This is a genomic window from Shewanella sp. 10N.286.51.B8, from assembly GCF_041469325.1.
GTDB lineage: Bacteria > Pseudomonadota > Gammaproteobacteria > Enterobacterales > Shewanellaceae > Shewanella.
Genome location: NZ_JBFRKG010000009.1, coordinates 142,333 through 168,175, shown reverse-complemented (window position 1 = coordinate 168,175; position 25,843 = coordinate 142,333). Strand labels below are relative to the sequence as shown.

General features: G+C 40.7%; 26 protein-coding genes. 14 read left to right on the top strand and 12 right to left on the bottom strand.

Annotation, left to right across the window (positions count from 1 at the left end):
* Positions 1-8 precede the first annotated feature (8 nt).
* Entirely contained in the window at positions 9-1,631 is a 1,623-nt protein-coding gene (locus AB4160_RS05545; protein WP_303413089.1) for a SpoVR family protein, read from the top strand.
* An 80-nt stretch (positions 1,632-1,711) separates the two neighbouring features.
* Here the strand turns inward: AB4160_RS05545 and fadR are convergent, their stop codons facing one another.
* The gene (fadR, locus tag AB4160_RS05540; protein WP_372003820.1) at positions 1,712-2,443 is read right to left on the bottom strand and encodes a fatty acid metabolism transcriptional regulator FadR; all 732 of its coding nucleotides are present in this window, start codon (positions 2,441-2,443) and stop codon (positions 1,712-1,714) included.
* Between the two features lie 445 nt (positions 2,444-2,888).
* On the opposite strand from fadR, the gene nhaB reads away from it, so the two are divergent.
* On the top strand, positions 2,889-4,475 hold the full coding sequence (nhaB, locus tag AB4160_RS05535) for a sodium/proton antiporter NhaB (RefSeq protein WP_102437301.1): 1,587 nt from the start codon (positions 2,889-2,891) through the stop codon (positions 4,473-4,475).
* A gap of 110 nt (positions 4,476-4,585) precedes the next feature.
* On the top strand, positions 4,586-5,095 hold the full coding sequence (gene dsbB, locus AB4160_RS05530) for a disulfide bond formation protein DsbB (RefSeq protein ID WP_102437299.1): 510 nt from the start codon (positions 4,586-4,588) through the stop codon (positions 5,093-5,095).
* Between the two features lie 7 nt (positions 5,096-5,102).
* Here dsbB and AB4160_RS05525 read toward each other — a convergent pair whose 3' ends face one another.
* The 3 genes from AB4160_RS05525 to AB4160_RS05515 form a co-directional block, all read right to left on the bottom strand.
* On the bottom strand, positions 5,103-5,543 hold the full coding sequence (locus AB4160_RS05525) for a YcgN family cysteine cluster protein (RefSeq protein WP_102476623.1): 441 nt from the start codon (positions 5,541-5,543) through the stop codon (positions 5,103-5,105).
* 40 nt (positions 5,544-5,583) lie between these two features.
* Positions 5,584-6,558, bottom strand: a complete 975-nt coding sequence (locus AB4160_RS05520) for a lytic transglycosylase domain-containing protein (protein WP_102437295.1) — start codon at positions 6,556-6,558, stop codon at positions 5,584-5,586.
* A gap of 134 nt (positions 6,559-6,692) precedes the next feature.
* Entirely contained in the window at positions 6,693-6,971 is a 279-nt protein-coding gene (locus tag AB4160_RS05515) for a YcgL domain-containing protein (RefSeq protein ID WP_102437293.1), read from the bottom strand.
* A gap of 122 nt (positions 6,972-7,093) precedes the next feature.
* Here AB4160_RS05515 and minC point away from each other — a divergent pair, with 122 nt between their 5' ends.
* Genes minC through minE form a run of 3 tightly spaced genes read left to right on the top strand, consistent with a single transcriptional unit; the run spans position 7,094 to position 8,860 of the window.
* Complete coding sequence (gene minC / locus AB4160_RS05510) at positions 7,094-7,759, top strand: septum site-determining protein MinC (RefSeq protein WP_076537727.1); 666 nt, start codon at positions 7,094-7,096, stop codon at positions 7,757-7,759.
* Between the two features lie 28 nt (positions 7,760-7,787).
* Complete coding sequence (minD, locus tag AB4160_RS05505; protein ID WP_076537724.1) at positions 7,788-8,597, top strand: septum site-determining protein MinD; 810 nt, start codon at positions 7,788-7,790, stop codon at positions 8,595-8,597.
* 2 nt (positions 8,598-8,599) lie between these two features.
* Positions 8,600-8,860 carry a cell division topological specificity factor MinE gene (gene minE, locus AB4160_RS05500; protein WP_076537720.1) on the top strand — a complete coding sequence of 87 codons (261 nt, stop codon included), beginning with the start codon at positions 8,600-8,602 and terminating at the stop codon, positions 8,858-8,860.
* 117 nt (positions 8,861-8,977) lie between these two features.
* On the opposite strand, the gene rnd is transcribed toward minE, so the two are convergent.
* From rnd to AB4160_RS05460, 8 genes are all read right to left on the bottom strand, one after another.
* Positions 8,978-10,090, bottom strand: a complete 1,113-nt coding sequence (gene rnd / locus AB4160_RS05495) for a ribonuclease D (RefSeq protein ID WP_102476621.1) — start codon at positions 10,088-10,090, stop codon at positions 8,978-8,980.
* Between the two features lie 69 nt (positions 10,091-10,159).
* Positions 10,160-11,833, bottom strand: coding sequence for a long-chain-fatty-acid--CoA ligase FadD (gene fadD / locus AB4160_RS05490; RefSeq protein WP_102437289.1), 1,674 nt, complete (start codon positions 11,831-11,833; stop codon positions 10,160-10,162).
* A 230-nt stretch (positions 11,834-12,063) separates the two neighbouring features.
* On the bottom strand, positions 12,064-12,978 hold the full coding sequence (locus tag AB4160_RS05485; RefSeq protein ID WP_102437287.1) for an alpha/beta hydrolase: 915 nt from the start codon (positions 12,976-12,978) through the stop codon (positions 12,064-12,066).
* A gap of 43 nt (positions 12,979-13,021) precedes the next feature.
* On the bottom strand, positions 13,022-13,798 hold the full coding sequence (locus AB4160_RS05480) for a class I SAM-dependent methyltransferase (RefSeq protein ID WP_241901057.1): 777 nt from the start codon (positions 13,796-13,798) through the stop codon (positions 13,022-13,024).
* Between the two features lie 165 nt (positions 13,799-13,963).
* The gene (locus AB4160_RS05475; protein WP_102520225.1) at positions 13,964-14,650 is read right to left on the bottom strand and encodes a M50 family metallopeptidase; all 687 of its coding nucleotides are present in this window, start codon (positions 14,648-14,650) and stop codon (positions 13,964-13,966) included.
* A complete protein-coding gene (locus AB4160_RS05470) occupies positions 14,643-15,041 on the bottom strand; it encodes a hypothetical protein (RefSeq protein WP_102437281.1) in 399 nt (132 codons plus the stop codon). The genes AB4160_RS05475 and AB4160_RS05470 overlap by 8 nt, the downstream gene beginning before the upstream one ends.
* A gap of 127 nt (positions 15,042-15,168) precedes the next feature.
* The gene (tsaB, locus tag AB4160_RS05465) at positions 15,169-15,876 is read right to left on the bottom strand and encodes a tRNA (adenosine(37)-N6)-threonylcarbamoyltransferase complex dimerization subunit type 1 TsaB (protein ID WP_102437279.1); all 708 of its coding nucleotides are present in this window, start codon (positions 15,874-15,876) and stop codon (positions 15,169-15,171) included.
* Positions 15,877-16,023: 147 nt separating this feature from the next.
* On the bottom strand, positions 16,024-17,967 hold the full coding sequence (locus AB4160_RS05460) for an ATP-dependent DNA helicase (RefSeq protein ID WP_102437277.1): 1,944 nt from the start codon (positions 17,965-17,967) through the stop codon (positions 16,024-16,026).
* Positions 17,968-18,559: 592 nt separating this feature from the next.
* Here AB4160_RS05460 and hisG point away from each other — a divergent pair.
* The 8 genes from hisG (at position 18,560) to hisIE (ending at position 25,841) form a co-directional block, all read left to right on the top strand.
* Positions 18,560-19,459, top strand: a complete 900-nt coding sequence (gene hisG, locus AB4160_RS05455) for an ATP phosphoribosyltransferase (RefSeq protein ID WP_372003817.1) — start codon at positions 18,560-18,562, stop codon at positions 19,457-19,459.
* A 26-nt stretch (positions 19,460-19,485) separates the two neighbouring features.
* Entirely contained in the window at positions 19,486-20,772 is a 1,287-nt protein-coding gene (hisD, locus tag AB4160_RS05450; RefSeq protein ID WP_303413178.1) for a histidinol dehydrogenase, read from the top strand.
* Positions 20,773-20,795: 23 nt separating this feature from the next.
* Positions 20,796-21,863 (top strand): histidinol-phosphate transaminase, encoded by a 1,068-nt coding sequence (gene hisC, locus AB4160_RS05445; RefSeq protein WP_372003815.1) that lies wholly within the window; start codon positions 20,796-20,798, stop codon positions 21,861-21,863.
* Between the two features lie 126 nt (positions 21,864-21,989).
* Positions 21,990-23,057 (top strand): bifunctional histidinol-phosphatase/imidazoleglycerol-phosphate dehydratase HisB, encoded by a 1,068-nt coding sequence (gene hisB / locus AB4160_RS05440; protein WP_102437271.1) that lies wholly within the window; start codon positions 21,990-21,992, stop codon positions 23,055-23,057.
* Positions 23,058-23,066: 9 nt separating this feature from the next.
* Positions 23,067-23,705, top strand: coding sequence for an imidazole glycerol phosphate synthase subunit HisH (hisH, locus tag AB4160_RS05435; RefSeq protein ID WP_102437269.1), 639 nt, complete (start codon positions 23,067-23,069; stop codon positions 23,703-23,705).
* Positions 23,702-24,439, top strand: a complete 738-nt coding sequence (gene hisA, locus AB4160_RS05430) for a 1-(5-phosphoribosyl)-5-[(5-phosphoribosylamino)methylideneamino]imidazole-4-carboxamide isomerase (RefSeq protein WP_102437267.1) — start codon at positions 23,702-23,704, stop codon at positions 24,437-24,439. Before hisH ends, hisA begins: the two co-directional genes overlap by 4 nt.
* A complete protein-coding gene (gene hisF, locus AB4160_RS05425) occupies positions 24,421-25,194 on the top strand; it encodes an imidazole glycerol phosphate synthase subunit HisF (RefSeq protein WP_372003813.1) in 774 nt (257 codons plus the stop codon). The genes hisA and hisF overlap by 19 nt, the downstream gene beginning before the upstream one ends.
* Positions 25,195-25,217: 23 nt before the next feature.
* Positions 25,218-25,841: a bifunctional phosphoribosyl-AMP cyclohydrolase/phosphoribosyl-ATP diphosphatase HisIE gene (gene hisIE, locus AB4160_RS05420; protein WP_303461197.1), complete on the top strand. Its 624-nt coding sequence runs from the start codon at positions 25,218-25,220 to the stop codon at positions 25,839-25,841.
* Positions 25,842-25,843 lie beyond the last annotated feature (2 nt).

Sequence of the window (25,843 nt, the reverse complement as noted above, 5' to 3'; positions counted from 1 at the left end):
GAGTCACAATGACAAAACCGACTACTGACGACAAAAGTGCTGGCATTGAAGAGCTACAAAACACGGCACAATCAGCCAATATTGCCGAAAAATCACAGCCTAAAGCCCATGGTAAACAGCCTTTAGATGATGGCCCTGATTGGACCTTTGACCTACTCGAAACCTACATGGCAGAAATTGAAAAAGTAGCGGCTTTTTACAAATTAGAAAGTTATCCCAATCAAATTGAAGTGATCACCGCAGAACAAATGATGGATGCCTATGCAGGTATCGGTATGCCTATTGGTTACACCCATTGGTCATTTGGCAAACGTTTTATTGAAACGGAGCAAGGTTACCGTCGCGGTCAAATGGGATTAGCCTACGAAATTGTAATTAATTCCGATCCGTGTATTGCTTATCTAATGGAAGAAAATACCATTACCATGCAAGCCCTTGTGATGGCTCACGCCTGTTTTGGCCATAATAGTTTCTTTAAAAATAATTACTTATTTAAAACATGGACCGATGCTAGCTCGATTATTGATTACTTGGTGTTTGCTAAAAACTACATCCGAGAATGCGAATTAACTTACGGTGTTGAGCAAGTTGAGCTAACCCTAGACTCTTGTCACGCATTAATGAATTATGGTGTTGACCGTTATAAACGCCCTGCTGAAATATCGTTTAAAGAAGAAAAAATGCGCCAAAAAGACCGTGAGAGTTACTTACAGAGTCAGGTTAACGACCTGTGGCGAACCGTACCAGTTAACCCTGATAACATAAAACCGGAAAATGAAATTAAATTTCCTGAAGAACCACAGGAAAATATCTTATATTTTATCGAAAAGAACGCCCCATTACTTGAACCTTGGCAACGTGAAATCGTTCGAATTGTGCGGAAAATGGCGCAATATTTTTATCCGCAAAAACAAACCCAAGTAATGAACGAAGGTTGGGCCACCTTTTGGCATTACACCATTTTGAATCATATGTTTGATCAAGGCACTGTGACAGATAGATTTATGTTGGAGTTTCTACAAAGTCATACTGCTGTGGTCGCTCAGCCAGCTTACAATAGCCCACATTATAGTGGCATAAACCCCTATGCTTTGGGCTTTAACATGTTTGTTGATATCAGGCGTATATGTGAGCACCCTACTGAAGAAGACAAACGTTGGTTTCCTGAGATAGCCGGAAGCGACTGGTTAACGACGGTTACATTTGCAATGGAAAACTTTAAAGACGAAAGCTTTATAAGCCAATACCTGTCGCCAAAAGTTATGCGAGATTTTAAGCTCTTTAGTGTGTTAGATGATGATAGTTGTAACCGTTTATCTATTTCAGCTATTCATGATGATAGTGGTTACCACTTAATCAGAGAAAAATTATCACAGCAATATAACTTGTCAAATCTAGAGCCAAATATCCAAGTGCAACAAGTAAAAGTTAATGGTGATCGATCATTAACATTACGCTACATCCCCAATAAACGTATTCCACTGAGCCACAGCCACGAAGAAGTGCTAAAGCATTTACACCGTTTATGGGGCTTTGATGTCAGCATTGAGCAACTTGAAGAGTCTGGTAATGTAACTAAGTTGTCGCAATGCCCCCCAGCTAAAGCAGAAACTAAGATGACTACCATGTAATCACTGCTATTGAGTTCCATTAAACTTAAGCCATAAAAAAACCAACCTCGCGGTTGGTTTTTTACTGTATTAATTAGCTATTATTTATTACTGATAGCAATCTCTGCAGGCATATCATCACGCAACTTTTGCCACATAACGCCGCTGTTAATGCCATTTGATTTCATCAACCCATTAACGTCATTGTATTTGTGCTCAATGGCTAAAACTTCAAGCTTTTTGTAAAAATCTAGTGAGATCGCTCGCGCCTCTTCACTCGAGAAATAATAGCGACCTACTCTGCTATACAATCCCTTGAAACCATTAAGAATAAGAACATAGAGCGGGTTTCCTGAAGAAAACGCTAACGCATGATGTAATTCATAATCATAATCAGCATAAGCTTCAGCAGTGTCTTCTAACTGATGAATTTTTGCTAATACCGCTTGAGCTTTTTCTGGGTTATTTCTAATGGCGCCGCGAAAATAAATAATACTCACATTGGCTCGCGCTGAAAGCAGCTGATCAACCAATAACGGGAATCCCTCAGGGTTTAAATCAGCAATAGTTTCTAAAATATTTAAGCCAGAGGTTTCCCAAAAATTATTCACTTGGGTTGGTTTGCCATGTTGAATTTTGAGCCAACCATCACGCGCTAATCGTTGTAACACTTCTCTTAATGTTGTTCTTGTTACGCCAATTAATTCTGATAGTTCACGCTCTGCGGGTAATATCGACCCCGGTGGAAACTTATTTTCCCAGATGGAACGTACAATCCATTTTTCTGCAAAACTTGCAGGACCCCTTGCATTGATAATTGTCAACTTTAACATCCCGTGGTTAACCAATAGACAGATCATACCAGAGGAAATATAAATACACACCATACATAGCAGTTAAAGCCTAGATCTAACCTTGTTACCGGTTACTTTTTCACCAATCGCAGATAAGTTTGTGACGTAGCAGTTATATTCGTTGGCTATTTGTCGAATGATAGATTTTCTTGGATTACAATCAATGAAGTTTGCGCTAAAATACCGCGTCAAACAAAAGGATGTAAGTTAGCGATACAGCTAACGAATTTTGAAACTAACAAATATAATGCGTTTAAATGACTGATAAAAAAGGCTATGACGAAAAATTGTTTACTGAGCAAGATAGTTTAGAAACAATGTAATTCGTCTTATTCAAAGTCAGCTGTAAATACGTCGCTCTATTTGTCACGAAATTCCTTCCAGTAAATTTCACTATCACAAAATCACAACTGGAGAGGCTATTATGCCGTCAACTGCTGGTAATGCATTTTTTCATAACTTCTTGGGTAATTCACCAAGATGGTATAAATATGCAATATTGTTGTTCCTCGTTATAAATCCATTATTATTTTTCTATGTCAGCCCATTCATCGCAGGTTGGGTACTGGTAGTAGAATTTATTTTTACCCTTGCAATGGCACTAAAATGCTATCCATTACAGCCTGGCGGCTTACTCGCCATACAAGCTGTAATTATAGGCATGACCTCCCCCACACAAGTTCTACATGAAATAGAAGCTAACCTAGAAGTATTATTATTATTAATCTTCATGGTTGCTGGTATTTACTTCATGAAGCAATTGCTACTTTTTGTATTCACTAAAATGATCACTAAAGTACGTTCAAAAATTGTTGTTTCATTGATGTTTTGTACCGCTTCTGCTTTTCTGTCGGCCTTTTTAGATGCCCTAACAGTTATCGCGGTTATCATCGCTGTAGCCGTTGGTTTCTACTCGATTTATCACAAGGTGGCATCAGGTAAAGACTTTAGTTCAGATCATGACCACACTAAAGAAGATCGTGAACAGTTATGCGATGAAGAGTTAGAGGCTTTTCGTGGTTTCTTAAGAAACTTACTAATGCACTCTGGTGTAGGTACTGCTCTTGGCGGTGTTTGTACTATGGTCGGTGAACCACAAAACTTAATCATTGCAGCCCAAGCTCATTGGCAATTTGGTGAATTCTTTATTCGTATGTCACCTGTTACCATGCCAGTATTAATCGCGGGTGTAGCCACTTGCTTCATTGTTGAAAAATTTAAATGGTTTGGCTATGGCGCACAACTGCCAGATGCGGTTCATAAAATTTTAAGCGATTATGCTGCCTATGAAGATGCAAACAGAACCACTGCCGATAAGATGAAACTGGTTGTTCAGGCTCTTGTAGGTATTTGGTTGGTCGTAGGTTTAGCCTTCCATTTAGCCTCTGTTGGTTTGATTGGTTTATCCGTTATCATCTTAACCACGGCATTTAATGGCGTGACAGATGAACATGCGATTGGTAAAGCATTTGAAGAGGCCTTACCTTTCACAGCCTTACTTGCGGTATTTTTTGCCGTGGTTGGTGTGATTATTGATCAACATTTATTCGCCCCTGTTATTCAATGGGCACTAAGCTTTGAAGGTAACGCCCAGTTAGTGGTGTTCTATATTGCTAATGGCTTATTGTCGATGGTGAGCGATAACGTGTTTGTGGGTACTGTCTATATTAATGAAGTAAAAGCAGCATTAATCAGTGGCCAAATCACCCGTGACCAATTTGATTTATTAGCTGTGGCGATTAACACAGGTACTAACCTGCCTTCTGTTGCGACCCCTAACGGTCAAGCTGCATTCTTATTCTTACTGACCTCTGCTTTAGCACCATTAGTAAGACTGTCCTATGGCCGTATGGTTTGGATGGCACTGCCTTATACGATTGTACTGTCAATTGTCGGTGTTGTTACTATTGAATCTGGCTTCTTAACCGATATGACCCAGTATTTTTATGATAGTCACATCATTATTCATCATACTGCGAAAGACGTTATTGGCGCTGCAAGCGGGCATTAATGTTTAATAATTTGAACATTATCAATTAAGCACCCTCTAATGAGGGTGCTTTTTTATATCCCGTTGAGTTTTCATACTAATAATAAATATAAGATCGAAAGGAGTTTGATTTGAATCGTTTACAGAGTTTCACTCGTTCACGTAGCGCTTGGTTAATATTACTTATGTCAGCAATTGGCCTAGAGGCTGCTGCGCTATTTTTCCAATACGTGATGAATTTAGCCCCATGTGTCATGTGCATTTATGTCAGAGTGGCGGTTTTAGGATTAATTATTGCCGCTATGGTGGGGCTGATAGCACCAAAATTCTGGTTAACCAGAATAATAGCTATCGGAGCTTGGGGAGTCAGTGCTGCCTGGGGATTAAAGTTATCACTTGAACTTAATAAACTACAGGTCGACCCATCGCCTTTCTCCACCTGCTCATTTTTCCCTGAATTTCCAACATGGATGCCACTGGATAAATGGCTCCCAGCAGTGTTTTCCCCTACTGGCATGTGCAGTGACTCGCCTTGGACATTCTTATCAGTAAGCATGGCGCAATGGATGGTTGTCACTTTTATCGTTTATTTAGTCGTACTGGCAGTAATAATCATTCCTGCAGTAAAACCAGCTAAATAAAAAATGACTATTCAACGTCTTTTAATGGCCAAAGTACGATATAGTCTTCTAGCTCACGTACTTTGGTTTCATTAATGGTTTTACCCTTCACCGATATGCCAGCTTCATGCATGGCCTCTTTAGAACCTGTCAGTAAAGGATGCCAGCTGGGAAGCGTTTTGCCTTGGTATAAACGCTTATAAGCACAAGAATCTGGTAGCCATGTTAATTCAGCTACATTATCTGCAGTAATGGCCGTACAGGCTGGAACATATTTGAAGCGTTCAGGATAACGTCGACAACCGCCAGATTCATCATCTAACAAATGACAAGCTGCATTGGTGTAATACAACTCTTCTGTTTCATCATCGATTAATTTGTTTAAGCAGCATTTTCCACAACCATCGCACAGTGATTCCCACTGCACGATACTCATTTCTTCGAGTTTTTTTTCATTCCAAAAAGACATAGTTCAATAGTAATAAAATAACATTGCCGCTATTGTACCACTAATTGATTGGCGGATTTTTGATTCGTTCAGAAAGGTAAGTCACAGTTAATAAAAAATGTTCGCTGTTAGACCATTTTTGAAGCAGTTTGAAATTATTATACACCAGATATTGGCGACCTTTTTCACCGTCAGGCATTAACAAAGCAACTTGCATATCATCACGCTTGGGCAAATCATTACCGTTATAGCGACGTACACCAAGCGCTTGCCATTCATTAAACGTTTTAGCATTGTCTATACCGGTATCTTCCACGGCTAATGCTTCAATTGAGCTAACTTGACGCCCCCAGGTTTCATCATTACGCCAACCGGATGCCTGCAGCATTGATGCTGCAGTTGCAAAGGCATCGTACTGATTATTCCAAATATCTTTATTGCCATCGCCATTACCATCTTGCGAAAAAGCTAAGTACTGTGACGGCATTAATTGTAGGTGGCCCATAGCGCCAGTTGATGAACCGATTAATTGCTCGTATTGAACATCATTAGATTCAATGATGCGTAAAGCAGCAATAAATTCATCAATGTAAAATTGCTCACGATTGCCAGAATAAGCATTGGATGCGGTGACAGATAAAATCGGAAAATTACCTTGTTGCTCACCAAACTCTGAGGTTAATCCCCATAGCGCAACTAAAAAACGTGGCTGAACACCATAACGATCGCCAATAGCAACGATAGCGTCTTGTTGCTCTTTGAGCATAGCTCTTGCGGTAACGACGGTTATTTCAGGTACATTTTTAGGTATGTAACTTTCTAGATTCAAACTGGTTTCAGAGCCCTTTACTGTGGCTCTTTTAAACACTTTGATTTTTGAGAAATGTTCATCGATCGTGTTTGAGGAAATACCCGCAGCGATAGCTTTATCTTTAAGTGAGTCTAAATAATCATCAAAACTAATATCTTGCTGCGCAAAAACCAAATTCACAGCCAATAAATAAACTATTACAGATGAAATGATCTTCCAAATCATAAATTGTCCTAAATTAACTCAGCATTGCTATTCTTATTTTTATTAACTAAACGTTAACACGTTTTAGCAGGCACCGGAATAGTAAAATATATAATTATATCATAAACAAACTATAACTATTTTAAAAAATATCGCTAGTCATTTAAACCTAAACTTCTACGATGCTCTGCCAGTAAATTAACAACAGGGGGCGGTATTTGTAAATAGTAGCCTTTGTCAGCAAGCTCAGCTTTTACTTTTTCAATGTCGGCCATGGCAAGTTCAGTTCTTTTTAATAAAGGCACCATCATCACCAGTTTTGGGACGCCAAACATTTTCATTAAAGCCTCAGGAACGGCATCGAAATTGTCACGCTTCTCGACAAATAAATAGGTATCAACTTTTCGACTACTTTTATATACAGTACAAATCATCTTGGGGTTAAATTCCTCTGTTTCTTGCTTGATAGTAAACAACGCACACTATAACATGGACAATGATTAAATTAATTGTAATTCAGTTCTTAGACTGACATTTTTTGGAGAGTAAAGCCTGGATGGCCACACAAAGTCTCGAGTTAAAAGCTACCTCTTTCACGCTTTCAGTACTCCATATCAACACCCATGATTTCAACGCTATTGCAGCTGACTTAGAAAGTAAATTATCCCAAGCGCCACAGTTTTTTATTGGTGCACCGTTAATCTTAAATTTAAGTGCAATTGAGCAAGAAAACATTAATTTAGCCGCATTAAAACAACTTCTTACTGATAACCAACTCATTATAGTGGGTGTAACATCAGCAAATGAAAGCATTAGTAGCCAAGCCAAACTATTAGGCCTTGCAGTGGTTAAATCAGGCAAACAAGCTAAAAGTATGCCTGCGCCATTAAAAGAAACAAAAATAGTTAAGCAAAATATCCGTTCAGGACAACAAATTTACGCAAAAAATGCTGATTTAGTCATTTTTGGTGCGGTTGGCAATGGCGCAGAAGTCATTGCAGATGGTAGCATTCATATATACGGTGCATTACGTGGCAAAGCAATGGCCGGGGCGTCTGGCGATGTTAATAGTATTATTATTGCCAATGCATTAGACCCCGAACTCGTTTCTATTGCTGGGCAGTATTGGTTAGCTGAGCATTTGCAACAAAACTGCAGTGACCAACGCGGCTGCATTCGCTTAAATGGCGAAACACTCATGGTTGAATCATTGCCACAGTAAGTGGCAACTTAAAAGGATATATAACAACATGGCACAGATTATTGTTGTCACATCAGGAAAAGGCGGTGTTGGTAAAACAACCTCAAGCGCAGCAATAGCGACTGGCTTAGCCTTGAAAGGAAAGAAAACAGTCGTCATAGATTTTGATATCGGTTTACGAAACCTCGATTTAATTATGGGTTGTGAGCGACGAGTCGTTTACGACTTTGTCAATGTGATCAATGGTGAAGCCAATCTTAATCAAGCATTAATCAAAGATAAGCGTTGTGACAAACTGTTTATTTTACCCGCGTCACAAACACGTGATAAAGATGCCCTGACTAAAGAAGGCGTTGGCGGTGTATTAGAAGAGCTAAGCAAAGATTTCGATTATATTGTTTGTGACTCACCGGCAGGAATCGAGCAAGGCGCAATGATGGCATTGTATTTTGCTGATATTGCTATTGTTACCACCAACCCAGAAGTCAGTTCAGTACGAGATTCTGACCGTATTTTGGGAATGTTGCAAAGCCGTTCACGTCGAGCTGAACAAAATTTAGAACCTATTCAAGAGTTTCTATTACTAACACGTTATTCTCCTGCTAGAGTTAAAACAGGTGAAATGCTCAGTGTTGAAGATGTGAATGAGATTTTGGCAATTAAATTACTTGGGGTCATTCCTGAGTCACAAGCAGTGCTAAAAGCTTCAAACTCTGGTGTGCCAGTAATTATCGATGACGAAAGTGATGCAGGTCTTGCTTATGCTGATACTGTACAACGTTTACTTGGTGAAGAAGTACCATTTAGATTTCTGACAGAAGAGAAAAAAGGATTCCTAAAAAGGATATTTGGTAGCTAACTATGTCTATACTCGACTACTTTAAAAGTAACAAAAAAACCAACACAGCGGTCACAGCTAAAGAGCGTTTACAAATTATTGTTGCGCACCAACGTGGTGAACGTGACGCGCCAGATTATTTTCCGAAAATGAAACAAGAGATCCTTGAAGTCATTAGAAAATATGTACATATCTCTGAAGATCAGGTATCGGTTCAATTAGAACAAAATGATGAAAACCTATCTGTATTAGAACTAAATGTGACCTTACCTGAAGGTAAGTAAGCCTGAGTTTGTGCCTGAGCTTGTAAAAAATACTCTCTAGTCACAGAGCGTAAAGAAAAGCCAAGAGTTTACTCTTGGCTTTTTTGTAGCAACAATTTTTACACTTGATGTGTCTATTTAGCTAAACTTGATTGCAACTAGGGCATCTTTTACTAGCTTGGCGCGCCAGCCTTTTAATAACAATGGTTTTTCTGCAGGTTGCTTATTGTACAACCACATTAAAAACTCATGAATTAAACGTTTAGAACCGATAAACTCAATAGCAACGTCATGTTGCTCAGCCACCTGAATAAGAATATTTTTCACTTCTTTAAATGAGGCTTTGTAACCATTTTTCAAAGCGATTACATCTACTGCTTCAGGCAGATTGTTTAAGTCAGCAGTTTGTAACACTTTAATCAGTTCTTTACCGTGAAAGCGTTTTTCATGCTCTGTTAGATCATTTAGCTGATTAAGCTCAATCACTGTCTTAGGTTGTTTTTTAGCTAATGCAATTAAGGCATGATCTTTAATGATAAACCCAAGGGCTGAGTCTTTTTTCAACGCTTTTTGTAAGCGCCAAGTAGCTAATACTTTTAAGTAAGCGAGCTGCTGTGGAAATAGTTGAAACGCATTTTTCACTTTTAAATAAGCAAGCTCTTCATCAGGCGGAGTTAAACGCCCTTCTGTCATGCGCTCACCTTCTTCAAGTAGCCAATCCATACGGTTAGATTGTTGTATTTTCGCTAACAATTGCGGGTAAAGCTTGTAAAGGTAAAACACATCATTTGCAGCGTATTGCAGTTGTGCATCAGTCAGTGGACGTTTCATCCAGTCGGTGCGTGATTCACCTTTATCTATTTCGATATCTAAAAAGGTATTAACCAGTTTCGCGTAACCTAAACCATGCCCTAGGCCTGTAAAGGTCGCTGCAATTTGACTATCAAATAAGGGACTTGGCTGACATTGACCATAGCGCGCGAACACTTCTAAGTCTTCACTGCATGAATGAACAAGTTTAGTGATCTTCGTATCTGACAATAACTGCCAAAATGCTGATAAATCAGCTAAGGCAACGGGATCAATCAACGCTAGCGTCTTACCATCATAGGCTTGAATAAGCCCTAACTTTGCGTAATAAGTTCGTGTTCTAACAAATTCGGTATCAAGCACAAGTAATTCACTTTGCTGATACTGTGCTACTAATTTCGCTAAACTTTCTGGGTCGCTGATATATTCAAACGATAACAAAATACGCTCCAATTTTATCTTTTTAACCAATATAAAGCTAATAAAAAGCCGGCTATTGCCGGCTTTACTTTACGCTGATTTAACTTCGTCTCGAAGTTCTCGTCGTAAAATCTTACCTACATTGGATTTGGGTAACTCATCTCTGAATTCTACCAGTTTTGGTACCTTATATCCTGTTAAATGTTGGCGACAATGCTTAATGAGATCGCGTTCAGTCACAGTGTTATCTTTTGCAACGACAAAAATCTTAACTAATTCCCCGCTTGCATCATTTGGAACACCAACAGCAGCAACTTCAACCACTTTTGGGTGCAATGCCACCACGTCTTCCACTTCGTTAGGGAAAACATTAAAGCCAGAAACTAAAATCATGTCTTTTTTACGGTCAACAATAAAAAAGAAGCCTTGCTCATCCATGTAACCAATATCACCCGTGGCTAACCAACCATCTTTATCAATCACTTTGGCAGTTTCTTCTGGGCGTTGCCAGTAGCCTTTCATTACCTGAGGGCCTTTAGCAAATAACTCACCTGTTTCACCTTGGGCTAATACCTTACCGTCATCATCTCGGACTTGAATGAAAGTCGAAGGAGCAGGAAAACCAATTGAGCCATTGTAACCTTCGAGGTTATAAGGACAACAGGTCACTAGTGGTGATGCCTCGGTTAAACCATAACCTTCTAACAGGCGCGTTTTGGTAATGGCCTGCCATTTATCAGCCACCGCTTTTTGTACCGCCATGCCACCGCCAATTGAGAACTTTAAGCGGCTAAAATCTAAATTTTTAAAATCTTCGTTATTCACTAAGGCATTAAATAAGGTATTAACCCCAGTTAAGGCTGTGAATGGATATTTCTTAAGTTCACCAATAAATGCTGGCAAATCTCTTGGGTTAGTAATAAGTAAGTTTTTACTGCCCTTGTGTAAAAACAATAGGCAATTAACAGTTAATGCAAATATGTGATAAAGCGGTAAAGCGGTAACCACAAACTCTGAGCCATTTTTTAAGGCTGGCGAATAGGCACCATTAGCTTGCAAGACATTACTGACCACATTGCCGTGAGTTAGCATTGCGCCTTTAGAAACACCTGTGGTACCACCGGTGTACTGTAAAAATGATAAGTCATCAGTGGTTATCTCAGGCTTGATATATTGTAAACGGCGACCTTTGGTAAGCGACTGTCTGAAAGATAATGCATGTGGCAAATCATATTTAGGCACCATCTTTTTGATATATTTAACAATAAAGTTAACTAGGGTGCGTTTAGGTGCACTAAGCTGATCACCAAGCCCGGTGATAATCACAGATTCTACCGGTGTTTCTGCAACGACTTCTTCAAGGGTGCGGGCAAAATTAGATACCACCACAATAGCCTTAGCGCCAGAGTCGACTAACTGATGTTTAAGTTCTCTTGGGGTATAAAGTGGATTGACGTTTACCACTACCATCCCTGCACGTAAAATACCAAACAGTGCAATAGGGTATTGCAACAGGTTTGGCATCATTAACGCGACTCTATCGCCTTTTTCAAGCTTGAGTTCGTTTTGTAAATAGGCAGCAAATGCACGACTTCTTTCTTCTAACTTACGATAGGTTAATGTCGCCCCCATGTTGATAAAAGCAGGCTGATCAGCATATTTAGACACTGCTGTTTCAAACATGTCTACCAAAGAGGTAAATTGTTCAGAGTCAATTTCTGCTGGTACATTTTCTGGTAAATTATTAATCCAAGGATGGTCCACAATTTTCTCCTATTTAATTAGCCCATTGCTATGAAGGAGCCCTTCAATATTGGCAAGGTCTAAAAATCACTGCTCTTTAAAACTAGCGTAAAATTTTATTATTGTTAGTCGCAGCAAAGTTGTTTGCGTTAATTTTTATTGTTTAGCCATAAAATCATACGGCCGTTTAAATTCGGACCATAATCACATAAATGAAATAAAAATCCTAGTGATTTCACCACAACAAGATACTAACTTAGAATAAAAGTTCTAATTTTATCGGACACAAGCTTTGCACTACCCATATGTAGGTGGTGATCACCTTCAATTTGTATATGGGATAGGCGACTAAACCATGATAATGCTTGAGGTAAAGCTAATTTTAACTGCTTAAAGCCCTGCTCGCCTAATATTAATAAACACTGGGTATCGCTCATGCTCATTAATGCGTCAACCTGTTCAAAGGTTAAACGATAAGGTGAGTCTAGCTTAAGGCGGGGATCACTTTTCCAACATAATTGCTGATGTTTAATTTCAACATTACGTTTAATGATTAACTCACACCATACTTTATCAAGGCCAGTTAACTGATGACGGGCATTAACCGCCCTGTCGAGGGTAAAGCTTTGCTTAACTATTGCTATGTTTGCCATCGATGATTTAGCGCCATTAAAACGATTATGCTGTTGAAAGCTATTAATCAACCGCTTTTGGGCATGGGTTGGCTTTTCATATAACGGTGCTAATGCTTCAATCAAAATGAGCTTATCGACTTTGTGTGCAAAGCAAGCATTATAAGCCGCAGCAATAATACCACCTAAAGAGTGTCCAATGATGTTGAGGGGGGATGAAGGGCTTATTTGATTGATTAATTCATCCAAGTCATAAATATAATCAAGCCAATGAAGTGGATAACTACCAGGTCTATGTTGTGAATTACCGTGACCTGGCCAATCAATAGCGAGTAGTTGAAATTGGCTTAATATACCCTGAGTATGTAACGCTTTAGCTAAAGGTTCAAAGCTATCAGCATTATCTAACCAGCCATGTAAAGCCAATAAAATAGGCTTATTTTTACAGCCATAGCGTTTGGCGCTTAAACGAATATGAGCCAATTGAAAATCGACTTCTTCAACTGGCAGCGATTGTTCAATTGACTCATTCATAAGCACGTAATTGACTCTTTTTATCTGAATGTCTAACTTAAGATTACTTAGCTTTTTTGATGAATTTTAGCGTCATGCGATCGCTTTCACCAATAGCAAGATACTTGTCTTTATCTTGCTCTTTTAATGCTAAACGCGGTGGTAAAGTCCAAACCCCTTTCTCATAATCTTTGGTGTCTTTAGGGTTAGCATTAATTTCAGAGGTTGCCGCTAAAGTGAAGCCCACTTTTTCAGCTAGAGTAATCATTTCAGCTTGATCCATATAACCGCTTTCAAATGACATTCCAGGGTTTGATCTGTGTTCTACTACACCAAACACACCACCCTCTTTTAACACTTTATAAGATGCAGTGAAGGCATTTTCTAATTGCGCTTGCCCAGCCCAATTATGTAGGTTTCTGAAAGTCAGTACATAATCAACACTGTTATCATCCCCTAAAGCTAATGATGCTGGCGGCTGGAATGTAACTGTTGAAGCATTGCCTAATACCGCTTTGTTTTCAGCAAGCCAAGCTTCAAACTTTTTACCGGCTTTAGCGTAATACTGGGTTCTTTTAGTGTCTTCTTTTGGGTTGGTCTCAAAAATCGCACCAATATAATGGCCTTTATCAGCTAGGTATGGTGCTAAAATTTGCGCATACCAGCCACCGCCAGGCCATAATTCAATCACGGTATCATCAGGTTGAATACCTAAAAATGTTAAAGTTTCTGATGGGTTACGATATTTATCCCGTGCGCTACTTTTCTCGGTTCTGAAATCACTGGCGACGGCTGCAGCCAGTTGCGGGTTAACCTTAACAGCCTGTGTATTTTCAGCCATGCCATGGTTATGAGCTATTGCAGTGTTAGTGACAGCAGACAAGCCTAAAACGCTAAGCCCAATAGCGGTAGATAATAATAACGTACGTTTCATTGTCTTCTCCCTGAAGAAATTGTCTCGAAAATATCAGCAACTGGTACGGCAAAGGTTGCTAAGTCGATCACTTTAGCCGATTGGCAGCTTTTTGTCGTCAACTCTTTTCCAACACATCCATAACATAAAACAACTGAATATCAGCCACATAATCACCCAAAACCATGCAGGAATCCAAGTCAGTTGCGACAGTTTAGCTGCATCCCCTTGGCCTACGACTCGAAATAGTACCGTAGGGCTCGCCATGGCATTTAAGACAATCATCAATCCCATGACCCTTAATAGGCTATTAAGTAAAGCATTATGATCAAATTTAAGAGGTAATAAGAATACCACCGCAAGTGAAATTAATATGCCGATGGTGAGTAGATCCCGTGCCCACAGGATTAATGAACCAATAACGGTTATTCCTAAAATGCCTAAGGTAAAGCGGATCCCTGCACGCCAAGTGGCTAGCAAGAAAATCATATAGCCCCACAAGGCAGCACCGGGGTAGCCAGAAAAAGTAATCAATGGCGCAAAACCGCCTTGAGTAAAACAAAGGCCTGCACCATTGGGAAACAACTGGATTTTAGTGACTATGCCGCCAGATAAGATGGCTGCTATGCCATGAGATATTTCATGGAAATAACTTTCAAACCATTTGAATGGAATACTAATGAAAGGCAGTTTGGTAATTAAAAAGGCAAATAATAGTTCGAGAAAAAAGCGACCTTTTGAAGGGATAGCGGATAACTTGTTAGGTCGCGCATCATGCATATAAATCTATTCCTACCATTTGTTGAATATGTTCTCGTTGCGCAGAATGTTGGTTTATTAAATATTCTTGTATCGCACCAGCACTGGCCAATGTCTGACAATGGTCTTTGAATGGCTTATCTCTTGTCGCTGACGCCATGTCATTGTCGTATTGCAATTTAGCATCAAGCTTGGAATCAAATTCTGCGCTAGTTAGCGCCGGTAACTGTTTGCTGTCATCTTTAACGGCATCAAGCGTATCTGTTTGATTAGTTAGTTGAGTTTGATTTTGTAATGCAGAAAGCTTAACAACAGCGTTAGTTGAGATAGCTGAAACGTTTTTATGCCCATTAATATTGCTGGGATTATAGGAGGATAAAGGCTGAACTGAAGTATGTAAAAAAGCATTCATTGTTATCACTCCTATTATAAAAAGCCATTATGGCGCATTTGACAATGGCAACCCAATCGGCCTTATCTGTTACATCAGTGATAGCTGACAATAGCTCCCTATCACTGCTGTAAACTCATGGTGTTATTTATTCACGACCAGGTAATTTTTTCCAGGTGACTTTGTCACGTAAATACACAGGTGCAAGTTCATCCACTGAGGTCGCAAGTCCTTGCTCATGAGCTTTTATAGCTAACTTAATCATAGCTGATGCGTCGGGTAATGTTATCTGGGTCGCCTGTTTTTTCGCTACATCATTTAATAAATCTGGATAGGCTACAAAACCAGTGCCACAAATATGCATTGGCTTTTGCTTATCTAAAATAACGTCAACTGAATCAGGGCTAGAAACATGCTCAGCCCCCACTAGCGTTGCAATGCCGTCGACATTAATAAATTGTCCCCAATAAATTTCACTCATACGGGCATCAATGGCACAAAATATCTGTTCAGCTTGTTCGGTTTCGATGGCCATTTGCGCCATTGCAGCCAAGGTTGATACTCCAATCACGGGAATATCATGACCAAGCGCGAGGCCTTGAGTCATACTGGTACAAATACGAATACCGGTAAAGCTGCCAGGTCCACGACCATAGGCTATTAAATTTACATTTGAAATTTTAATGCCGGCTTCGGTTAGCACCTCATCAACCATAGGTAATATACGTTGGCTATGCTCTCTTGGTGCATCAAACACGCGATTATACTGTTTGTTGTCATGTAACAAAGCCGCTGAACAAGATTCAGTGCAAGTATCTAATGCGAGAATCGTTAAATCTGTATGAAGTTGAGTCATGTAAAAACGTGTTTACCTTACCATTAACTATGGAAAAAATGCTGGGCTAACTAATGCTGAGTATGGTGATTTAGCTAAATAACCTAAAGCCTGCAAGGCATTGTATCGGCACTGAGTCAGCTAAATCATCAACTGCAGTATAATAACTTATGGGATGCTTTTTAAAAAGCTTAACGCTTTATCTAAATCTCGGGTGCGATGCATTGGCGGTAACGAGTTAATAAAAGCTTCACCATAAGCTTTGTTTACGATGCGATTGTCGCACAATATTAACACCCCGCGATCTTTCTCATCTCGAATTAACCGTCCTACGCCCTGCTTTAAACTGATCACCGCTTGGGGCAAAGATATACTGGCAAAGGGATCTTTATTACTGCGTTCAGCATTAGCTGCACGGGCGCGGTACAAGGTATCATCAGGTGAAACAAACGGCAGCTTATCAATAATCACACAGCTAAGTAGCCGCCCTCTTACATCGACACCTTCCCAAAAACTGCTGGTGCCAAGTAATACCCCATTACCGAGTTGCCTGAACTTGTTTAACAGACTTTGTTTACTGGCCGAGCCTTGCACTAACAAGGGGTATTGCACTCGCCTTTGTAATGCGATAGCCACTTGCTGCAACATCTGGTGACTGGTAAATAAAATAAACGTTCGCCCTTGGGCCGCATTAATGGCTTGAATACAAACATCCACCAGCTGATTAACATTAGCTGCAGACTGGCCTGATTTCGCTAAATGGCGCGGCACGCAAAACATGGCTTGATTGGGGTAATCAAATGGGCTATCTAAAATCATTTGCTTGGCTTTCGATAAACCCATTTCATCGGCAAAATGCGTTAACTGGCGATTAACCTGCAAGGTCGCCGAGGTAAAGATCCACTGGGTTTGCTTATCAAATAATTGCTGACATTGTTTAGCAATATTAATCGGCGAGATCCGTAGCATAGTATGCTGCCCGCTGGGCTCAACACTATAAGCTGCATTACTGTCATTGCATTCAAAGTAACTATAAAGATTAGCCACCAGTGTCGATAACTTCACTACAATGTCATCTAAAGATTCACTTCGTCCGACGTGTTCGGTAATAACCTGTGTTAATAAATTGAATTCTTTCAACAATTCCCAAGATGAACTCGCAAGTGATTTATTGGAAATAACCTGTCGCCAGTCAGAAACATCAGCATCAATCAAATCATTTTGCCACGAAGCCAATTTGATTAAACAACGTTGACTTAATTGCTCAAGCTGAATGGTATCGCGCAGCTCGTTGCGATAGACCTCAATGATACGATGAAGTAATCTGTCTAGCTCTCTGGTTGGAATTTGTTGGCCGAAATAATTAATACAAACATCAGGCACCAAATGTGCCTCATCAAAAACGACCACATCAGCATCGGGCAATAACTCGGCAAAGCCAGTGTCTTTTAATAAACGATCGGCAAAAAACAAGTGATGATTCACCACCACAACTTTGGCATCTTGTGCTTTTATTTTGGCTTTACGATTGAAACAATCATCATAAAAACTGCAACGTTTACCGGTACAAGTTTCTTTGGTGCTGGTTACTGTGGCAATGGTGGCTGAGTTTTCAGCCACAGCGGTCAAGTTACCAATATCACCATCTTTGGTCACACTGGCCCATTGATTAATTTTAATGAGTTCATCAACCACTTTCGGTGGCATCTGGCTAATATGTTGTAAGTTTTTGTCCAATTTTAATTGGCATAAGTAATTACTACGGCCTTTTAATAAGGCGGTTTTGGGCGCTACTGAAAACATCTTCAGTAATAAAGGTAAGTCTTTAAAAAATAACTGCTCTTGAAGGTTTTTACTGCCAGTGCTGATGATAATTTGTTTGCCACTTAATAACGCCGGGATCAGATAGGCGTATGTTTTACCCACCCCAGTACCAGCCTCAAGGATCACATTATGCTTTTGATCTATAGCATCGCTCACCGCCAGCGCCATATCGTATTGGCTTTGTCTTGGGCGATAGGAATGGATCCCTCTCGCTAATGCGCCAGTTGGCGAAAAAGCCAGTTGTACTTCTTTTTGTAATCGAGTGGTCACATTTGACTCTTTCAGCATTGATAGTAAGCAACTTATATGTGGCTTATTATCTATTTTAATCGCTTGGGTAACAATCTTTGCCTATCAATTTATCAATTTATCAATTTTAAGTTGCTATTCGAACAGTAATCTAGGCTCACTATTTTACAGCCCTTTTTAAATATCGATAAAATCCTTAACTTTACATAAACTAATATTTATCATTAACTTGTATATACAAACTGGACAAATAAACGCCTAAAAACCATGTAATCATCAGCCTGATATAAGATATATTTTTTATTTCAAAAAAATACAAAATATGTGTTTATTCTGTATTGCAAACAAACTTAAAAGCGGTTAACGTGTTTGTACACAAATTACAGTCTGTCGCAAAATAGGTTGTAAAAAATTACATACGTTAATTTAAAGAGAATTTATTATGTTCATCCGAATCAATACAAATCATCATCATCACCATATGCGGTAGCCTTCGGATGCTAACTGCCGAAGGACTATTTCCTTCAGGCGGTGGACATAATACCCAAACCCCTGAAAGAAATTTCAGGGGTTTTTTAGTTTTAGGTTTTAAATATTTGTTTTTTATATCAATTTTATTAGAGGCTTCATTATGAGCGAAAATAACAGACTACGTATCGCAATCCAAAAATCTGGCCGACTTTCAAAAGAGTCTCAAAAGCTATTAAAAAGCTGTGGCGTTAAATTCAATGTTAATGAGCAGCGCTTGATTGTGCACGCTGACAACATGCCAATCGATTTATTGCGGGTACGTGATGATGATATTCCGGGTCTAGTTATGGATGGTGTGGTTGATTTAGGGATTATTGGCGAGAATGTTCTAGAAGAAGAACAAATAGAGCGTCAATCACTGGGTAAACCATCAGATTGCGTTAAATTACGCGAACTTGATTTTGGTGCTTGTCGTTTATCACTGGCGGTGCCTAATGAATTTAGCTACCAAGATGCCATTTCTTTAGAAGGTTTACGTATTGCCACTTCTTATCCCAACCTGCTACGTCGTTATATGCAAGAAAAAGGCATTAATTACAGTGACTGTATGCTTAAAGGTTCAGTTGAAGTCGCACCACGTGCAGGCCTTTCTGACGGGATCTGTGACTTGGTTTCAACTGGTGCCACCCTTGAAGCCAACGGCTTATACGAAACTGACGTTATCTACCGTTCAATGGCTTGTATTATCCAATCAGCACAAGAGCAAGTGCCTGCTAAACAAGCACTTATCGATAAAATATTATCACGCATGAATGGTGTGGTTCGCGCTCGCGAAAGTAAATATATCCTGCTACACGCGCCAACTGAAACATTAGATCAAATTGTGGCTTTATTACCGGGCGCTGAAAACCCAACTGTGCTGCCATTAAACGATGATAGCAATCGAGTTGCTGTTCACGCTGTCAGCACTGAAGATTTATTCTGGGACACGATGGAAGAATTAACCGCCTTAGGGGCAAGTTCAATTCTAGTTATGCCAATTGAAAAAATGGCGGGGTAGCCTTTATGGCAAATGTGAAGCAGCAAATGCAAATTCTTCAATGGACCAAGCTTGATGCTAAGGCGCAGCAACAAGCCTTAGCTCGCTCGCCATTAATTGGTGATGATAGTGTTGAGCAAACCGTGCGCGACATAATTAATGCTGTGGTTAAAGACGGCGATCAAGCGTTAACGCTCTTTAATCAAAAGTTTGATGGCGTTGAAGTCGACACCTTAGGGTTAACTGAGCAGCAAGTTAATGCCGCCTGCGCCCGCGTATCTGATGAGGTGAAGCAAGCCATTGCCGTGGCCTCAGAAAATATTGAACGCTTTCATCAGGCACAAACCTTTAGCCCTATTGATGTTGAAACTCAGCCAGGGATCCGCTGCGAGCTTCGCTCTGAAGCTATTGAAAATGTGGGTTTGTATATTCCAGGCGGCAGTGCGCCGTTGATTTCCACTGTAATGATGCTAGCGCTGCCGGCAAAAATTGCTGGATGCCAACAACGGGTTTTAGTTAGCCCGCCACCAATTAATGATGCCATTGTTTACGCAGCAAAAGTATGCGGCATCACTGAGATTTATCAAGTTGGCGGCGCACAAGCAATTGCCGCCCTCGCCTTTGGCACTGAAAGTATTCCTCAAGTAGACAAAATCTTCGGCCCTGGTAATCGCTTTGTGACTGAAGCAAAACGTTTAGTATCCCAAGATGGTCGCTGCAGTGTATCTATTGATATGCCAGCAGGTCCATCAGAGGTATTAGTGATTGCCGACAAAGACGCTGAGCCTGCGTTTGTTGCGGCAGATTTATTATCACAAGCTGAACACGGCCCTGATTCACAAGTTATGTTAGTTACTGAGTCTATGGCGTTAGCTGAAAAAGTTAATATGGCGCTTGAGTCTCAATTAAAGACCTTATCGCGCAGTGATATAGCAGCTCAAGCACTGAGCTGTAGTCGCAGTATTATTGTGAATGATATTGAGCAAGCGGCTTTAGTGTCTAATTTATATGGGCCGGAGCATTTAATCATTCAAACCAACAACCCACGTGCAGTTCTAAAACAAGTTCGCGGCGCAGGTAGCGTGTTTCTGGGTGCTTATACCCCTGAATCTGTTGGTGATTATGCTAGCGGCACTAACCATGTACTGCCGACATACGGTTATAGCCGCTCTGTATCAAGCTTATCCCTTGCAGATTTTAGCCGCCGCTTTACCGTACAAGAACTGAGCGCCCAAGGATTACAAAGCTTGGGTGAGACAGTGATGGTATTGGCTGAAAATGAATTACTCGATGCCCATAAGCAAGCCGTTGCCATACGTTTAAACAGCCTGTGAAATAAAATTGAAGTGAGATTAGGATGATGACTGATTCGATGAATACGCCAATAGCAGCCAGACTTGCACGACCAGAACTGCTTGAGTTAACGCCTTACGAAAGTGCAAGGCGTATTGGCGGTCAAGGTGATGTATGGATAAACGCTAACGAGTCGCCATTTAACAATGATGAACTTGATAAGCTCAACCGTTACCCTGAATGCCAGCCAGCAAGTTTGATTAATGCTTATGCTGAATACTCAAAAGTGAGCGCAGATAAAATTGTCACTTGCCGCGGGGCTGATGAAGCTATCGAATTATTAATAAGAGCATTTTGTGTTCCTGCGGTTGATAGTATTGCGTGCTTTGGCCCCACTTATGGCATGTATGCCATCAGTGCTAAAACATTCAACATTGGCATCACCAACTTATCGCTGACCAAAGATTATCAGTTACCTGATGCTTTTGCCCAGCAAGTCGAGAATGCCAAACTGGTGTTTATTTGTAATCCGAATAACCCCACTGGCACCATCATGGATAAAGACACCATTGAAGCCGCTATTGCTGCTATGCCTAATGCCATTGTGGTGATTGACGAAGCCTACATTGAATTTTCAGCCCAATATTCTGTTGCAGACCTGCTCCCTAAGTACCCTAATTTAGTGGTGTTAAGAACATTATCAAAAGCCTTTGCACTGGCTGGCGCACGTTGTGGGTTCTTAATGGCAAATACCGACATCATTGATTTAATCATGCGAGTCATCGCGCCCTATCCGGTGCCTTTACCTGTTCAACAAGTGGCAGAAAAAGCCTTATCCGCAAATGGTATCTCCTTGATGCAACAACAGGTTGAAGCACTAAAAGTGCAAGGTAATAGATTATCCGCAACCTTAACTGAGTTTGGCGCCAAGGTATTACCTGCCAATGGCAATTTCATCTTAGCGGAATTTGAGGATGTAGAACGGGTCGCCGTCGCACTAAAACAAGCGGGCATTGTCGCAAGAGCCTACAAAGACAACAGACTTGCTTCGCGTATTCGTTTTAGTTTTAGCTCACCAGCCGATACCGATAGATTAATCACTATGTTCAGAACGCTAAAAACTCACTCTTAAACTAAATACAAAAAACGCTCAACCCCTATTAAAAATATAATCGCTGGATAAATAGCTACTCATAACGCATTAAATTAAGACGTTAACGTCCTGCGAAACAGAATGATAAAAATTGAAGGAAGTAAGATGAAACAGAAAATACTCTTTATCGACCGAGACGGTACTTTAGTTGAAGAACCAGCAGTAGATAAACAGCTCGATCGTTTAGACAAATTGGTGTTTGAGCCACAGGTTATCCCTTCTCTGCTTAAGCTACAAAAAGCGGGCTATCGCTTAGTCATGGTGTCTAATCAAGATGGTTTAGGCACAGACTCATTTCCACAAGCTGATTTTGATGCTCCACATAACATGATGATGGACATTTTTTCGAGCCAAGGGGTGATATTTGATGATGTGGTTATCTGTCCTCATTTTGATGCTGACAATTGCAGTTGTCGTAAACCCAAGCTTGGCTTAGTCAAAGATTACTTAACCCAAGGTAAAGTGGACTTTACGACCTCTGCTGTTATTGGCGATCGCCACACAGATATTGAACTGGCTAATGCCATGGGTATTGCCAGCTTTCAATATCAGCGCGATGGCTTAGATTGGTTAGCTATTACCGATGCACTGCTCAATAAAGGCCGCACATCAGAAGTGGTTAGAACCACCAAAGAAACTGACATTAGAGTCAATGTGAACCTAGATGACACCAGTAAAGGCGTTATCAACACCGGCATTGGCTTTTTTGACCACATGCTTGATCAAATACAAACCCACGGTAATTTCAAAATGGACGTCACTGTTGATGGCGATTTAGAAATTGATGATCACCACAGCGTAGAAGACACCGCCCTTGCCATTGGCGATGCACTGCGCCAAGCATTAGGTGATAAGCGTGGTATAGCCCGTTTTGGTTTCAGTCTGCCTATGGATGAAGCCAGTGGTGAGTGTTTAATGGATATATCAGGTCGTCCTTTTATCAAATTCAATGCTGATTTTGAGCGTGAAATGGTCGGTGAGATGGCCACAGAAATGGTACCGCATTTCTTCCGCTCATTTGCTGATGGCCTTCGATGCACCTTGCATATCAGCACCACGGGCGACAATGATCACCACAAAGTGGAAGCTTTATTTAAAGTGCTGGGCCGCACCCTTCGTCAAGCCGTGAAAGTTGAAGGTGATATTTTGCCATCAAGTAAAGGCGTCCTGTAAGGAGTGAGTATGAATACTGACACTACTGTGATTTTAGACACTGGCTGCGCCAATTTAAGCTCGGTGCGCTTTGCCTTTGAACGCTTAAATGCCGACGTTATCGTGTCACGTGATCATGAGGTTATCAAAGCTGCCACCAGAGTAGTACTGCCTGGCGTAGGAACAGCTGGCGCTGCTATGGATGCCCTCAATAATCGTGATTTAACTGAGGTTATTAAACAGCTCAAGCAACCGGTTATGGGTGTTTGTCTTGGCATGCAAATGATGGCTGACAAGTCTATCGAACACGGTGGCCGCTCAGAAGCAGGCCGCAGTGACAATGATATTACTTGCCTTGGTTTAATCCCAACACAAATTGATCATCTTGATAGTAAAGGACTACCACTACCTCATATGGGCTGGAACCAAATAAGCGTGTCAGATCATCCGCTATTTGAAGGGATAGAAGATGGCAGTTACGTGTACTTTGTCCATAGCTTTAAGGCACCGATAAATAAATACACCATCGCGACATCAGAATACGGTGAAAAGTTTAGCGCCGCCATTGGCAAAGACAATTTCTTTGGGGTCCAGTTTCACCCAGAAAAAAGCGCCAATGTCGGCGCCAAAATATTACAAAATTTCCTAAACATGGGGAAACCAGCATGATCATTCCAGCAATCGATTTAATTGATGGCCAAGTAGTGCGTTTGTACCAAGGTGACTATGCCCAGCAAACCACTTTTAATTTAAGCCCATTAGCACAATTACAGTCATACCAAGACCAAGGCGCAAAGCTATTACACATTGTTGATTTAACTGGTGCGAAAGACCCTGAAAAACGCCAAATAGCACTCATTGGTGAATTAGTAGCGGGCCTGAGCACCGACATACAAGTTGGCGGCGGTATTCGCAGCGAACAGCAAGTTAAAGAGCTGCTTGAGCTAGGAGTTAAACGAGTCGTTATTGGCTCTCTCGCAGTTAAAGAACCAGCATTAGTTAAAAGCTGGTTGCTAAAATACGGTAGCGAAGCCATTTGTTTAGCACTTGATGTCAATATTAACCAGCAAGGCGAGAAAATTGTTGCAGTCTCTGGTTGGCAAACCGGTGGCGGGAAATCACTTGAATCCTTAGTCAGTGAATTTAAAACCGTTGGCCTTAAACATGCTTTAGTCACTGATATTAGCCGTGATGGTACCCTTCAAGGTGCTAACAATGAGCTTTATCAAGAGCTAGCAACCACCTACCCTGACATCAACTGGCAAGCATCAGGTGGCATTGCCTCACTTGATGATGTTGCCGCCGTAAGAGACAGTAACGCCGATGGTATTATCATAGGTAAAGCACTACTTATTCAAAACTTTACCGTTGAGGAGGCAATAACATGTTGGCCAAACGCCTAGTACCTTGCCTTGATGTGCGCGATGGCCAAGTGGTCAAAGGAGTGCAATTTCGTAATCATGAAATTATCGGTGATATTGAGCCCCTTGCTGCGCGTTACGCCCAAGAAGGCGCCGATGAATTAGTCTTTTACGATATTACCGCCAGTGCCCATGAGCGGGTCATAGATAAATCCTGGGTAAGCCGGGTTGCTGCGCAAATTGATATTCCGTTTTGCGTCGCTGGCGGCATTAAAACCATTGAGCAAGCTCGGCAAATGCTGGCCTATGGCGCAGATAAAATCTCTATCAACTCGCCAGCGCTTACAGATCCTAGCTTGATATCAAGGCTTCAAGATGAGTTTGGCCGTCAATGTATTGTGATTGGCATTGATTCATTTTATGACGCCGACTCAAACAGCTATAAAGTAAAGCAATTTACTGGTGATGAAGCCGCCACTAAAGACACCCAATGGTACACCCAAGATTGGGTTGAAGAAGTCCAAAAACGCGGCTGTGGTGAAATTGTTTTAAATGTAATGAACCAAGATGGTGTGCGCGGTGGTTACGACATTACACAACTGAGCATCGTCAGAGCCATATGTGATGTACCATTAATAGCATCCGGCGGTGCTGGCACCATGGCACATTTCAAAGAGGTGTTTGAACAAGCGAATGTCGATGCCGCCCTTGCAGCGAGTGTGTTTCATAAAGGCATTATTGATATCAATGAATTAAAACAATACCTAGCCCAGCACAATATCGCGATCAGGCTATAACTTACAAAACAACAGAGAACACTATGACAACACAAATTACCTTTGATGGCAGTAAGTTAGATTGGGAAAAACAACAAAACTTAATTCCTGCTGTAGTGCAAAACCACCTTACCGGTAAAGTCTTGATGCTAGGTTATATGGACCCAGCAGCACTGGCTAAAACCCTTGAAACAGGCAAAGTCACCTTTTTTAGTCGCTCAAAACAGCGCTTGTGGACAAAAGGTGAAACCTCAGGCAATACCCTAGATTTAGTCGCCATCGATCAAGATTGTGATAATGACAGCTTGCTTGTTCAAGTCATCCCTAATGGCCCAACTTGTCATACCGGCACAGAAAGCTGCTGGGAAGATGGTAATGCCCATAGCTTTATCGATAACTTAACCAATGTGATTATTTCTCGCAAAGGCCAAAGCGCCGAATCAAGTTATACCGCATCTTTATTTGAGCGTGGCACCAAACGAATTGCCCAAAAAGTCGGTGAAGAAGGTTTAGAAACAGCACTAGCGGCAGCCACTAATGATAAAGAAGAATTGATCAATGAAGCTTCAGATCTAATGTATCACTTAATCGTGTTACTTGAAGATCAAAAGCTATCAATGGCACAGGTAAACCAAAACCTAATGCTGCGTCATCTAAATAGTAAGTAGTA